This is a genomic window from Roseicyclus sediminis (assembly GCF_025515305.1).
Lineage (GTDB): Bacteria > Pseudomonadota > Alphaproteobacteria > Rhodobacterales > Rhodobacteraceae > Roseibacterium > Roseibacterium sediminis.
Map to the genome: position 1 here is coordinate 1 of NZ_JAOPHT010000019.1, position 12,513 is coordinate 12,513.

Consider the following 12,513-nt stretch of genomic DNA (forward strand, 5'->3'; position numbering starts at 1 on the left):
GGGGGCTCTGCCCCCCGCGGCGCGGGCCGCGCCTCCCCCCGGAGTTTTCCACCAGGATGAAGAGATCGGCGCGGCGCCCCTGCCCGCCGGACGGCGGTCCGAGGCCCGCGCCCGTCCCCGGACCTGACACATCGGATCACGCCGGGGCACCTCCACGCACGGTTGCGCGAGCGGACCCGCCCGTGCCCTTGCCCCGCGCCGGGCCTGCGCCCATCCTCGGGGGACCTGAGGGAGACTGCCAATGCCCACCGATCGCTTCACCTTCACCGGCCACGACGGCCACGATCTCGCCGCCCGGCTCGACCTGCCGGAGGGGCCGCACCTCGCCACCGCGCTCTTCGCCCATTGTTTCACCTGCGGGAAGGACATCGCCGCGGCCCGCAGGATCGCGGCGCGGCTGACGGCGGAAGGCATCGCGGTCCTGCGTTTCGACTTCACCGGCCTCGGGCATTCCAAGGGCGAGTTCCAGAACACGTCCTTCACGTCGAACGTCGACGATCTGCTGCGCGCGGCCGAGGCGCTCTCGGCCCGTGGCATGGCGCCCACGCTCCTGATCGGCCATTCGCTGGGCGGTGCGGCGATGCTGAAGGCCGCGGGCCTGATCGCCTCGGCCCGCGCGGTCGTCACCATCGGCGCGCCTTTCGACCCCGGGCACGTCACCCATAATTTCGGCGACGCCCTGACCGAAATCCGGCGCGATGGCTCGGGCGAGGTCGATCTCGGCGGCCGCCCGGTGCGGATCGGCCGCGGCTTCGTCGAGGACGTGGAGGGCGCCGCGTTGGCCGAGGACATCGCCGGGCTTGGCCGCGCGCTTCTGGTCCTGCACGCACCGCGCGACAGTGTCGTCGGCATCGACAACGCGACCCGCATCTTCACGGCGGCGAAGCATCCCAAGAGCTTCGTGACGCTCGACGATGCCGACCACCTGATTTCCCGGCCCGCCGACGCGGAATACGCCGCCGGCGTGATCGCCGCATGGGCCGCGCGTTATCTCGACCTCAGGCCCCCCGCCCCACCCCCCGGCGCGCCCGAGGGCGTGACCCGCGTCTCGGAGGCCGATGCGAACGGTTTTCTGCAGGATGTCATGGCCGGACCGCTGCACCACGTTCTCGCCGACGAGCCGAAGAGCTATGGCGGCACGGGGCGCGGCCTGACGCCCTACCAGTTCCTCGCCGCGGGGCTTGGCGCCTGCACCTCGATGACGATCCGCATGTATGCGCGGCACAAGGGCTGGCGGTTGCGGCATGTCTCGGTCGACGTGACCCACGACCGCGTCCACGGGCAGGACGCGCGGGGGCATCACACACCGCTCGAGACCTTCCGCAGGGTCATCCGCATCGAGGGCGACCTCGACGAGGCGCAGCGCGCGCGCATCCTTCAGATCGCCGACAAGTGCCCGGTCCACCGCACGATGGAGGCCGGCGCCCAGGTCGTCACCGAACTAGTTCCAACGGAAGAAGCGGCGACGACTTGATCTCCTCCATGGAGAGCAGCGCGGTGACGGTGTGGATCTTCACCTCGCCGATGAGCGCCTGGTAGAACGTGTCGTAGGCCCGCGCGTTCGGCACCCTGACCTTCAGGATGTAGTCGATGTCGCCCGCAAGCCGGTGCGCCTCCATCACCTCGGGGCGGGCGCGGAGCGCGGCGAGGAATTTCCCCTGCCACTCCGCCTCGTGCTCGGAAGTGCGGATCAGGACGAAGAAACAGGCGTCGAGCCCCAGCGCCTCGGCATCGAGCAGCACCGTCTGCCGCCCGATCACGCCCGCCTCCTTCAGCTTGCGAATCCGCGTCCAGACCGGCGTCTTGGACGAGCCGACATGCCGCGCGATCTCTTCGAGCGAGCGGCTCGCATCCTCCTGCAGCGCGGCGAGGATCTTCCGGTCGAGGGCGTCGATCTGAACGGGCATTCGCGGTCTCACGGGTTGCGGGAACGGGAAACGTGCTGGCGGCGTGATACGGAACATATGTCCCGTTTCGCAAGAGATATCTGCCATTTGTCGGGAAAGTGTCCTACAGTGAGCGTCGATACGCCCTCTGGAGTTCGTCAAGATGTGCCGCGCCACTACCCTTCCCGCCAGGTTTCAGGCCCGGGAAACCACATCGCCGGTGCAGGCAGGCCCACCGTCCGGCGGCGTGAAGGCGGACGGTGGACGGCGCGGCCCCTTCGCGGCAGGGTGACGCCCGGGGCTTGCGCCGGCCGCGCCCCTGATCCAGATCAAGGCCGGCGCATCGGGGGAAGGGCAAGGTCCCCCGAACCCATGGCCAGCCACCAGGGCCAGCCACCAGAGCCCGAGACCACAGAACGAGGCCCGGACCCGTGAAAGACACCGATGCGAGCGCCGCCAAGGCGACCCCGACCCTTCCCGACGCGCAGACCGTGACGGAGGTGCAGCACTACACCGACCGGCTGTTCCGGTTCCGCTGCACCCGGCCCGCGAGCCTGCGCTTCCGCTCGGGCGAGTTCGTGATGATCGGACTGATGGACGAGCCCGATCCGAAGACGGGCAAGGCCAAGCCGCTTCTGCGGGCCTATTCGATCGCATCGCCCGCCTGGGACGACGAGCTGGAATTCTACTCGATCAAGGTTCCCAACGGCCCGCTGACCTCGCGGCTTCAGCACATCAAGCCGGGCGACGAGATCATCCTGCGACCGAAGCCCGTGGGAACGCTGGTCCACGACGCGCTTCTGCCCGGCCGGCGCGTCTGGTTCTTCGCCACCGGCACCGGCATCGCGCCCTTCGCCTCGCTCCTGCGCGATCCGCAGACCTACACCGACTATGACGAGGTCATTCTCACCCATACCTGCCGCGAGGTGGGGGAACTGACCTACGGGGCCGAACTGATCGAGAGCATCAGGGGCGACGAGATGCTGGAGGAGCTGATCGGCGAGGGCTTCGCGGACAAGCTGCGCTACTACCCCACGACAACCCGCGAGGAGAGCCCGAAGATGGGGCGGATCACCGACCTGATCCGCTCGGGCGAGGTCTATGCCGATCTCGGCGTCGCGCCGCTCTGCCCGCAAAACGACCGGGCGATGATCTGCGGCAACCTCGCCTTCAATCTCGAGCTGAAGGACATGCTGGAGGAAGCGGGGCTGACCGAGGGCGCGAATTCCAAGCCCGCCGAATACGTGGTGGAGAAGGCCTTCCTCGACTGACAAGCGCGTGGGCGAGGAACGAAAAACCCCCGGACGCCAGAAGGCGCCGGGGGTTTTCCTTTCGGCCTGAAGGCTCCGCCGTGGGGATCACTCGAGCCCGAGCAGACCCCGAACCTGCGCCAGCGCGCCGGGCAGAAGGTCGGGGTTGCCCCGGGCCCCTTCGAGCGCGGTCCGAGCCGAGCGTTTGGCCAGCGCCGACATTTCCGACGCCTCGATCGCGGCGATCGCGGCATCGTAGTCGAAGCCTTCCGGCGTGAAGAGCGCCGAGAGCGGCGCCTCGCCGGCCGCTTCCACGGCGCCGGACGCGGTCTCGGCCGTGTCGGACACGGCATCGCCCGCGCCTTCAACGGCTTCGGCAGTCGCCTCGGCGGCATCCGCGGCGGTCTCCGCGGCGGTGCCCGTGGCTTGCTCGGCGGCTTCTTCGGCGCCGGTCACGGCTTCTTCCACGGCGGTTGCAGCCTCGCCCGCGGCCTCGGTCGCGGCATCGACGGCCTCGGCGACCGTCTCGCTGCCTGTCTCCGCCGCGCCGGTCACGGCCTCCTCGACCGCCTGAACGGCCTCGCCGGCGGCGTCGACCGCGGCTTCCACGGCCTCCGATGCCGTTTCGGCGGCATCTTCCAGCGCGCCCTCGGCCGCTTCGGCGGCGTTCTCCAGCGCCTCGCCCGCGCCTTCGGCCGCGTCCCCGGCGGCTTCCGCGGCGTCGCCGGCGGCCTCCTCTGCGGTTCCGACCGCGTCGTCCACGGTCTCCGGCCCGCTCTGGCTCAGGAAGTACCCGCCGAGCCCGAGGGCGGCGAGAATGACGATAACGATCAGGATACGATTCATGATGGTCCCACCTTTGAATGTTCGTTGCGAACGTCGGTTGCGCTACACCATCACGTGCCGCGCGTGCAATGCGACGGCGGCAAAGTGCACACCTCCGGCGGATGCACGCCCAAATCGCCTTGAAAGACAGGGGGTCAGGCGATAGGTTACACGCTCGCAATCCAGGCTACAGAAGGACGCATCCCATAGCCCGCAGACCCCACAACGCGCCGCCGACCCGCGACACCGGCCCGCGCGTGAACGACCGCATCCGCGCCCCGGAAATCCGACTGATCGGACCGGAGGGCGAAAACCTCGGTGTGTTGCACCCCGCCAAGGCCATGGACCTCGCCGTCGAGGCCGGGCTCGACCTGGTGGAAATCTCGCCCAACGCCGAACCCCCGGTCTGCAAGATCATGGATTTCGGCAAGTTCAAGTACGAGACCCAGAAACGCGAGAGCGAAGCGCGCAAGAAGCAGAAGACGATCGAGGTCAAGGAAGTTAAGTTCCGTCCCAACACGGATATCCACGACTACGAAGTCAAGATGCGCAACGTCACGCGCTTCCTGGAAGGCGGCGACAAGGTGAAGGTCACGCTCCGCTTCCGCGGCCGCGAGATGGCGCACCAGAACCTCGGCCGCGACCTGCTGGAGCGGGTGGCCGCGGATGTCGAGGGCCTCGGCAAGGTCGAGAACATGCCCAGGATGGAAGGCCGGCAGATGGTCATGATGATCGGCCCGGCCAAGTAGGTCAGCCGCTCATCCGATGCCACGAGGCGCGCCGCTCTGGCGCGCCTTTTTTGTCTGGCCTCTCCCCTTCGCGGGTTGGCACGGGGGGGCACGCCCCGGCGCGACGAAGGCTGGAACGGCCTTGCGCATTACCGGAAATGGACTGTTTCGAGCCCGCCCCCGCCTCCGGCGCGGCCGCAGGCTTGGCCGGACGGCCCTGGCGCGCTAGGCAAGCAGGATGATCGTGCCCTTTTTGCTGTTGCTCCTGTCCCTTGCCGGTGTCGCTGCGGCGTTCGTCCTGCCCGGCATGTCCGACCTCCTTCTCATCGCAGCCCCCGCCGGTGTCGCGAGCCTTCTCCTGCTCGGCCGGGCCTGGCTGGCCGCACGGCGCGAGCGGGCGACCCCGGCGTGGATCGTGATCGACGGGTCCAACGTGATGCACTGGGCCGACGAGACGCCGCGGATCGAGCCGGTGCGCGAGGTGGTGCGCCGCCTCGAGGGCCTGGGGTTCACGCCCGGCGTCGTCTTCGACGCCAACGCGGGCTACCTGCTCGAAGGACGCTACCGTCACGACCATGCCTTCGGACGGATGCTCGGCCTGCCCTCCGATCGCGTCATGGTGGTGGACAAGGGCACGCCGGCCGACGCCACCATCCTCGAGGCGGCGCGGGACATGGGCGCGCGCGTGGTGACGAACGACAGGTTCCGCGACTGGGCCGAGCGGTTTCCTGATGTCCGGAAACCCGGTTTTCTCGTGAAGGGCGGCTACCGCGGCGGCCGCCTCTGGCTCGACCTCGACCAGGGCGCCGAGGTGCCCGCGACGGGACGCATGGAAGCCGACTGAAGCAGGGCGCCCTGCCCCCGTGAAAACGAAGCGGCCCCGCTTCGGGGGCCGCCGGGTCGTGGGCGCCCGGCCAGCCGGACGCCCTGCTTCGGGACATTCAGCCGGCGGCGGCGACCGCGCGGCCGGTCAGGACCTTGACCAGGTGCGCCCGGTAGGCGGCCGAGCCGTGCAGGTCCGCGATCATGTCGCCATCGGGCGGCGAGAGCGCGTCAATGGCATCCTTCGTGAAGGAGCCGTTCAGCGCCTCTTCCGCCTCGGTCCAGCGGAACACGCCGTCAGACGAAGCCCCCGTCACCGCGACGCGCACGCCATCGGCGTATTTCGCCACGAAAACACCCACCAGCGCGAAGCGCGAGGCCGGCTGCAGGAACTTCTGGTAGTTGGCCTTCTCCGGCACCGGGAAGCGGACCTCGGTGATGATCTCGCCCTCGTCGAGCGCGGTCGTGAACATCCCCTGAAAGTAGTCGTCCGCCGCGATGTCGCGCGCGTTGGTCTTGATCGTCGCGCCCGAGGCCAGAGCCGCCGCCGGGTAGCAGGCCGAGGGATCGTTGTTGGCGAGGCTGCCGCCGATCGTGCCCCGGTTGCGCACCGCCGGGTCGCCGATCCGGCCGGCGAGCGCGGCGAGCGCCGGGTAGTGCGCCGCCGCCTCTGCCGCGACCGTCGCATGGGTCGTCGCCCCGCCCACGCAGACCTCGCCCGCATCCGACAGGCATACGCCCTTCATCTCGGAAATGCCGGTGAGGCTCACGAGGGTCTCGGGCGCGGCCAGCCGCTGTTTCATGGTCGGCAGAAGCGTCTGCCCCCCGCCCAGCGCCTGCGCCCCTTCGGACGACAGCGCCGACACGGCCTCCCCGATCGTGGCGGGCTTGGCGAATTCGAAATTGTACATCTCGGTTCCTCCTGAAGGGATCGCCCTTCATCTTTCCTGAAATACGCAGACCCGGCCCCGCCGACATGCGGCGGCGCCGGAATATCGCCTCAGCCCCGCATCGCGGCCCAGACGCGCGACGGCGTCAGGGGCATGTCGATATGGGTGACGTGGGCATAGCCTCCGCGCTGCAGCGCATCGATCACCGCGTTGACCACCGCCGGCGGCGAGCCGATGGCCCCCGCCTCGCCGCAGCCCTTCACGCCAAGCGGGTTGTGCGTGCAGGGCGTGGCGCAGGAATGGTCCACCGTCACCATGGGCACGTCGTCGGCCCGCGGCATGGCGTAGTCCATGTAGGACGCGGTCAGAAGCTGCCCGGTCTCGTCATATGCGGTGTGCTCGATCATCGCCTGTCCGATACCCTGGACCACCCCGCCATGCACCTGCCCCTCGACGACCATCGGGTTCATCACGTTGCCGAAATCGTCGGCGCAGGTGAACGAGAGGATATCGACGCTCCCGGTATCGGGATCGACCTCGACCTCGCAGAGATAGGCGCCCGCGGGATAGGTGAAGTTGTTGGGGTCGTAGAAGGCGGTCTCCTCCAGCCCCGGCTCCAGCGTCTCCAGCGGGTAGTTGTGCGGCACGTAGGCCGAGAAGGCGATCTCGCCGAAGCTTTTCGCCTTGTCGGTGCCCGCGACCGCGAAGCTGCCGTTCTCGAAGGTGATGTCGCCTTCCGAGGCCTCCAGCATGTGCGCCGCGATCTTCTTGCCCTTGTCGATGATCTTGTCCATCGCCCGGTCGATGGCCGAGCCGCAGACCGCGAGCGACCGCGACCCGTAGGAGCCCATCCCGAACGGGATCTTCGAGGTGTCGCCATGGACGATCTCGACGTTCTCCTCCGGAATGCCGAGCTTCTCGGCCACGACCTGCGCGAAGACCGTCTCGTGCCCCTGCCCGTGGCTGTGGGCGCCGGTCATGACCTGGATCGTGCCGGTCGCGCTGACCCGCACGGTGGCGGCATCATAGAGACCCACGCGAGAGCCGAGCTGCCCCACGAGGTGCGAGGGCGCGATGCCACAGGCTTCGATCCAGGTGGAAAGGCCGAGGCCCCGCAGCTTGCCGCGCGCCTTGCTCTCCGCCGCCCGCGCCTCGAACCCGGCCACGTCGGCCATTTCCAGCGCCTTGTCGAGCGTCGCCTGGTAGTTGCCGGTGTCGTATTGCAACGCCACGGGCGTGGTATAGGGGAACATGTCCGGCGTGATCAGGTTCTTCCGCCGCACCTCGACGGGATCGAGGCCCAGTTCCCGCGCCATCTTGTCGATCGCGCGCTCGAGGCTGTAGGTCGCCTCGGGCCGGCCCGCGCCACGATAGGCGTCGACCGGCGCGGTGTTGGTGAAGACCGCCTTGAGGTTCACGTAGACGTTCGGGACCTTGTAGGGCCCGGCCATCAGCGTGCCGTGCAGGAAGGTCGGCGTCGCCGTCGAGAAGTTCGACAGGTAGGCGCCGACATTGGCAAGCGTCGTGGTGCGGATGGCGACGATCTCGCCGTCCTTCTTCGCGCCCACCTCGATCTTCGTGACGTGGTCACGGCCATGGGCATCGGTCAGGAAGCTCTCCGTCCGCTCCGCCGTCCAGCGCACCGGCCGGCCGAGCTTCTTGGCCGCCGCCAGCACCAGCGCCTCTTCGCCGTAGTGGTAGATCTTCGAGCCGAAGCCGCCGCCCACATCGGGCGCCACGACCGTGAGCTTGTGCTCGGGAATGCCGAGCACGAAGGCGCAGACCAGCAGCTTCGTCAGGTGCGGGTTCTGGCTCGTCGTGGTCAGCTTGTACTCGCCCGAAGCCGGATGGTACTCGCCGATCGAGGAGCGCGGCTCCATCGCGTTCGGAACCAGCCGGTTGTTCACGAGCTCCAGCACCGTGACGTGCTCGGCCGACTTCATGGCGGCATCCACCGCCTCGCGGTTGTCCTCGATCCAGCCCCAGTCGAAACAGAGGTTGTCGGGGATCTCGTCATGCACGCGGTTGTCGGCATTGGCGACGGCCGCGGCGAGGTCGACGATGGCGGGCAGTTCCTCGATGACCGTGCCCGCGGCCACCGCCTCGGCGGCGTCCTTGGCCTGGGCATAGGTCTCGGCCACAACGGCGGCATAGGCGTCGCCCACGTGACGCACCTTGCCATGGGCCAGCACCGGGCGCTTGGGCTCGCGCATCGGGCTGCCGTCACGCGAGTGGATCAGCCAGCCGGCGGGGTTGCCGCCCACCTCGGCGAAATCCTCGCCGGTGAAGATCGTCAGAACGCCGGGCATCGCCGCGGCTTCGGACGTGTCGATCGACACGATCTTGCCGTGCGCCACGGTCGAACGGACCATGACCGCGTAGGTCTGTCCCTGCATCGCCATGTCGTCGGTGTAGTGGCCGGTTCCGGTCAGGAAACGGACGTCCTCGCGGCGCTTGGACCTTGCGCCAATCCCATGATCTTTCGGCATGGGGTTCCTCCCTTGGGTGTGATCGCCCCGGCCCGCCACCATAGGGGGCCTCGGGGTTCGGGGCCTCCTCCGCCCCTTCATCTTTCCTCAAATACGCATCCGCGGCCTCTCACCCCGCGGGCGCGCCGGGCCTTACTCGGCGGCGATGGCCGAGACGTCCTGGCCGGACGCGGCCATGATCGCCTTCACGATGTTGTGATATCCCGTGCAGCGGCAGATGTTGCCCTCGAGATACTCGCGCACCTCGGCCTCGGTCGGCTTGGGGTTCTCCTTCAGGAGTGCCGCCGCAGACATCACCATGCCCGGTGTGCAGAAGCCGCACTGAAGGCCGTGATGGTCCTGGAAAGCCTGCTGGATCACGGAAAGCGAGCCATCGGCATTCGCCATGCCCTCGATCGTGCGGACCTCCGCGCCCTCGGCATCAAGCGCCAGCATCGTGCAGGATTTGACCGCTTCGCCGTCGACATGCACCACGCAGGCGCCGCACTGGCTGGTGTCGCAACCGATATGCGTGCCCGTCAGCCTAAGGCCCTCGCGCAGGAATTCAGACAGGAGCGTGCGCCCCTCGACATCGCCGGAAACAGTCTTGCCGTTCACCGACATGCTAACCTTGGTCATCCATGTCCTCCCTAGGTTTTCCCTTGGTTCTTGGGAGGTATCCAAACAAGGGATCGGCCGAAAATCAAATGGGATTTGCCGTTGACGGCGCTTTGCCGCGCGCGGGTCCCGGCAGAGGCCGCGCAGGCGGGCCGCGAAGGATGCGGCCCGCCCGCCAGAAAACTTCAGAGCGTTTCGTCGAGGAAGTCCAGCAGACCCGCCCAGCTGTCGGCATCGGGGCCTTCGAGATAGTCGTTCGAGCCCGGCACCGTGAAGCTGTGCCGCGCGCCGCCGTAGATCTCGGCGAGATGCGGGATGCCGGCCTCGTTCAGCTCGGCCATCACCTGCGCGAGATCGCCGATGCCCGAGACCGGATCGGCCGAGCCGTGGAAGAACATCAACGGCGCGCCCACGGCCGCCGACCAGTCCTGCCCCTCGGGTGTCGGCAGCCCGCCGTGGAAGCTGACGAAACCGTCGAGATCGGCACCTGCGCGCGCCGCCTCCAGAACCGCCGCCCCGCCGAAGCAGTAGCCGATCATGACCACGTTTTCCGTCGCGCCCGGCAGATCCGCCGCCGCCGCGATGGAGCCGAGCAGCCGCTCGCGGAACGTCTGCCGGTCGCCGTAGAGCGCGCCCGACAGCGCGCGGTATTCCTCGAACCCCTGCGGGTCGGTGTCGGCGCCGTAGACGTCGATGGCAAACGCGGTATAGCCCGCCTCGGCCAGCATCCGGGCGCGCGTCTCCTCGTAGTCGGTCATGCCGTCCCAGTCGTGGACGATCAGGATGGTGCCGAGGCTCTCCCCCTCGGGTGTCGCAAGGTAGCCTTCGAAATCCATGCCACCCACGGTGTAGGTGACGTAGTCGCCCGTGACCTCCGCCGAGAGCGGCAGGGGCGCGAGGGCGATAAGGGATGCGGCGAGTGTGCGTTTGACGGACATGGTTACTCCCTGGGTTTCTGTTCGCATGCCCGGGAAGATAGCGCGCAATCCCAACGTTCAATCCGGCGCGCCCGGCGCGCGGCGCGGGCCGTCGCGGGGCTGTGGCCGGGTCGGGATTTCCTTCAGGAGGCCACCGACCCCCATCGCGGCGATATCCTCGTGGCTCACCTCGACGCCGCAGACCACCCGCTCCAGCACCCAGTCCGCCCCGTTCAGCGCCGGTGAACGCGCGCAGCCCGGAAGCCCGATGACCGGACGGCCCCCGATCTCTCCGAGAAACAGCAGGTTTCCGGGATCGACCGGCATTCCGAAACGGATCAGCCGCCCGCCCGCCCGCACCATCCCCTCGGGCGCGACGTCATGGGCGTCCGACGTCGCCGACGCCGTCAGGATCAGCGACAGGCCCGAGCGATGGCGCACGAGCGCCGCGGCCACCGCGCCCGCTTCGTGATCAACGATCTCGACGCCCGCCAGCGCCACGCCGAGCGCGGCAAGACGCCCCTCGACCGCGGCGATCCCCTTGTCGTCACGCCGCGCGGGCGCGCCGGGAACCTGCGTCACGATCAGCTCCGCCGCGGAAATCACGGGCGGCAGGCGCCGGAGCGCCCCGCGACCAGCCGCACAGGCCGCCTCCAGCGCCGCCTCGGGTACCGCGTAGGAGATGATCTTCACCGTCCCGACCATCGTGCCCTCGGTCACCCGCTGCCATTCCGGAACGGTGGCGAGCGTTATCATCGGGTCGACGGCATTCAGCCGCGAGATAGCCGCGGCGTCGAGCGCGACGATCCCCGCCCCCGTGGCGCGGATGTTGACCCGGCCGGTGAAGGCGGGGTCGAGCCGCAGGCCCGCGGCCTGCCCATCGCCCACCAAAGCCTCGGCGAGCCGCAGCGCGGCCGCGTTCTCGCCCACGTCGCCGGGGTCGAGGCGGGCGACCGTCACCTCGGCGATCCCCGCCGCGGCGAGGGCGGCGAGGTCGTCCGCCGTCAGGACATGGCCCTTTTTCAGAAGCCCTCCCGGCACGCGCAGCGCGTAGGCCAGCAGCCCGCCCTCCGCCTCCGACAGGGGAACCGGGCCGAAGCGCATGGCGGCCTCAGCCCTTGCGCAGGCGCTGCGTCACCTGCGCCAGCACGGAAACGGCGATTTCCGCAGGCCCCCGCGCGCCGATGTCGAGGCCGACGGGCGCGTGGATGCGGGCGATCTCCTCTTCCGTGAACCCCGCCTCCTGCAGGCGCGCGACGCGCTTGGCATGGGTGCGGGTGGACCCCAGGCAGCCGAGGTAGAACACCTCCGAACGCAGCGCGCGGGTGATCGCGGGATCGTCGAGCTTGGGGTCGTGGGTCAGCGTGACAACGGCGGTGCGCGCATCGAGGCCGAGCGTGTCGAGCGCCTCGTCGGGCCAGTCGTCCAGCACCGTCTCGCCGGGAAAGCGGGTCTCCTGCGCGAAAGCCGGGCGCGGGTCGACGAGGCTCACGTCATAGCCCGCCATCTTCGCCATCGGCACCAGCGCCTGGGCGATGTGGACGGCGCCGACGACGATCATCCGAAGCGGCGGGTTGTGGACGTGGACGAAGGTTTCCCCGTCCTCCTCCATCCCCGAACGATCGGCGCGGAAGCGCTCGGCATGGGCATGGGCCGGGTCGAGCCGCCGGTCCCCCGTCGCGGTGTTCACGACATAGGCCACCGGCAGCCGCGCCGCGCGGGCCTCCACCAGTTCGGCCAGAACCGCCTCGGGCAGCGCGCCGCCCACCGGCTCCAGCCAGACGCGGATGCGCCCGCCGCAGGCAAGCCCGACCGCGAAGGCCTCGTCGTCGGAGACGCCGAACTCCAGCATTTGCGGGCGCCCCGTGCCGACGGCCTCCATCGCCTCGACCACGACCGCGCCCTCGACGCAGCCGCCCGAGACCGAGCCGGCCATCTCGCCGTCGCCCGAGATCACCAGCTGACTGCCGACCGGCCGGGGCGCCGAGCCCCAGGTCTCGACCACGGTCGCCAGCACCGCCCCGCGCCCCGCCCTGTGCCAGGCGAGCGCGGTCTCCGGCATGTTCTCCAGCTCCGGTGTCATGGGTGTCATGGCGACATCCTCCCTCG

At 69.3% G+C, this 12,513-nt stretch carries 12 protein-coding genes; 4 read left to right on the forward strand and 8 right to left on the reverse strand.

The features are described 5' to 3' along the window. Positions 1-241 precede the first annotated feature (241 nt). A complete protein-coding gene (locus tag N8I71_RS17885; protein WP_262879390.1) occupies positions 242-1,474 on the forward strand; it encodes a bifunctional alpha/beta hydrolase/OsmC family protein in 1,233 nt (410 codons plus the stop codon). On the opposite strand, the gene N8I71_RS17890 is transcribed toward N8I71_RS17885, so the two are convergent. Next, positions 1,434-1,907 (reverse strand): Lrp/AsnC family transcriptional regulator, encoded by a 474-nt coding sequence (locus N8I71_RS17890; protein ID WP_262879391.1) that lies wholly within the window; start codon positions 1,905-1,907, stop codon positions 1,434-1,436. The genes N8I71_RS17885 and N8I71_RS17890 overlap by 41 nt on opposite strands. Positions 1,908-2,317: 410 nt before the next feature. Between N8I71_RS17890 and N8I71_RS17895 the strand changes: the two genes are divergently transcribed. Continuing rightward, the gene (locus N8I71_RS17895; protein WP_316249265.1) at positions 2,318-3,157 is read left to right on the forward strand and encodes a ferredoxin--NADP reductase; all 840 of its coding nucleotides are present in this window, start codon (positions 2,318-2,320) and stop codon (positions 3,155-3,157) included. 87 nt (positions 3,158-3,244) lie between these two features. On the opposite strand, the gene N8I71_RS17900 is transcribed toward N8I71_RS17895, so the two are convergent. Beyond that, a complete protein-coding gene (locus N8I71_RS17900) occupies positions 3,245-3,982 on the reverse strand; it encodes a translation initiation factor 3 (protein WP_262879392.1) in 738 nt (245 codons plus the stop codon). A gap of 236 nt (positions 3,983-4,218) precedes the next feature. On the opposite strand from N8I71_RS17900, the gene infC reads away from it, so the two are divergent. Both infC and N8I71_RS17910 read left to right on the forward strand, forming a co-directional pair. Next, on the forward strand, positions 4,219-4,710 hold the full coding sequence (gene infC / locus N8I71_RS17905; protein ID WP_262879393.1) for a translation initiation factor IF-3: 492 nt from the start codon (positions 4,219-4,221) through the stop codon (positions 4,708-4,710). 217 nt (positions 4,711-4,927) lie between these two features. Next, on the forward strand, positions 4,928-5,533 hold the full coding sequence (locus N8I71_RS17910) for an NYN domain-containing protein (protein WP_262879394.1): 606 nt from the start codon (positions 4,928-4,930) through the stop codon (positions 5,531-5,533). A 97-nt stretch (positions 5,534-5,630) separates the two neighbouring features. On the opposite strand, the gene N8I71_RS17915 is transcribed toward N8I71_RS17910, so the two are convergent. From N8I71_RS17915 to N8I71_RS17940, 6 genes are all read right to left on the reverse strand, one after another. Continuing rightward, a complete protein-coding gene (locus N8I71_RS17915) occupies positions 5,631-6,422 on the reverse strand; it encodes an FAD binding domain-containing protein (RefSeq protein WP_262879395.1) in 792 nt (263 codons plus the stop codon). An 89-nt stretch (positions 6,423-6,511) separates the two neighbouring features. After that, entirely contained in the window at positions 6,512-8,890 is a 2,379-nt protein-coding gene (locus N8I71_RS17920) for a xanthine dehydrogenase family protein molybdopterin-binding subunit (protein WP_262879396.1), read from the reverse strand. 132 nt (positions 8,891-9,022) lie between these two features. Then, entirely contained in the window at positions 9,023-9,508 is a 486-nt protein-coding gene (locus tag N8I71_RS17925; protein ID WP_262879397.1) for a (2Fe-2S)-binding protein, read from the reverse strand. 164 nt (positions 9,509-9,672) lie between these two features. Further along, the gene (locus tag N8I71_RS17930; protein ID WP_262879398.1) at positions 9,673-10,425 is read right to left on the reverse strand and encodes a dienelactone hydrolase family protein; all 753 of its coding nucleotides are present in this window, start codon (positions 10,423-10,425) and stop codon (positions 9,673-9,675) included. 57 nt (positions 10,426-10,482) lie between these two features. Then, positions 10,483-11,508 (reverse strand): molybdopterin-binding protein, encoded by a 1,026-nt coding sequence (locus N8I71_RS17935; RefSeq protein ID WP_262879399.1) that lies wholly within the window; start codon positions 11,506-11,508, stop codon positions 10,483-10,485. Between the two features lie 7 nt (positions 11,509-11,515). Further along, positions 11,516-12,496, reverse strand: a complete 981-nt coding sequence (locus N8I71_RS17940; protein WP_262879400.1) for an XdhC family protein — start codon at positions 12,494-12,496, stop codon at positions 11,516-11,518. Between the last annotated feature and the right edge of the window lie 17 nt (positions 12,497-12,513).

Bases quoted from the DNA above. Each gene is read 5' to 3' on its own strand.
- N8I71_RS17885 (WP_262879390.1), top strand. From the start codon at position 242: ATGCCCACCGATCGCTTCACCTTCACCGGCCACGACGGCCACGATCTC.
- N8I71_RS17890 (WP_262879391.1), bottom strand. From the start codon at position 1,907: ATGCCCGTTCAGATCGACGCCCTCGACCGGAAGATCCTCGCCGCGCTG.
- N8I71_RS17900 (WP_262879392.1), bottom strand. From the start codon at position 3,982: ATGAATCGTATCCTGATCGTTATCGTCATTCTCGCCGCCCTCGGGCTC.
- N8I71_RS17910 (WP_262879394.1), top strand. From the start codon at position 4,928: ATGATCGTGCCCTTTTTGCTGTTGCTCCTGTCCCTTGCCGGTGTCGCT.
- N8I71_RS17915 (WP_262879395.1), bottom strand. From the start codon at position 6,422: ATGTACAATTTCGAATTCGCCAAGCCCGCCACGATCGGGGAGGCCGTG.
- N8I71_RS17920 (WP_262879396.1), bottom strand. From the start codon at position 8,890: ATGCCGAAAGATCATGGGATTGGCGCAAGGTCCAAGCGCCGCGAGGAC.
- N8I71_RS17925 (WP_262879397.1), bottom strand. From the start codon at position 9,508: ATGACCAAGGTTAGCATGTCGGTGAACGGCAAGACTGTTTCCGGCGAT.
- N8I71_RS17930 (WP_262879398.1), bottom strand. From the start codon at position 10,425: ATGTCCGTCAAACGCACACTCGCCGCATCCCTTATCGCCCTCGCGCCC.
- N8I71_RS17935 (WP_262879399.1), bottom strand. From the start codon at position 11,508: ATGCGCTTCGGCCCGGTTCCCCTGTCGGAGGCGGAGGGCGGGCTGCTG.
- N8I71_RS17940 (WP_262879400.1), bottom strand. From the start codon at position 12,496: ATGACACCCATGACACCGGAGCTGGAGAACATGCCGGAGACCGCGCTC.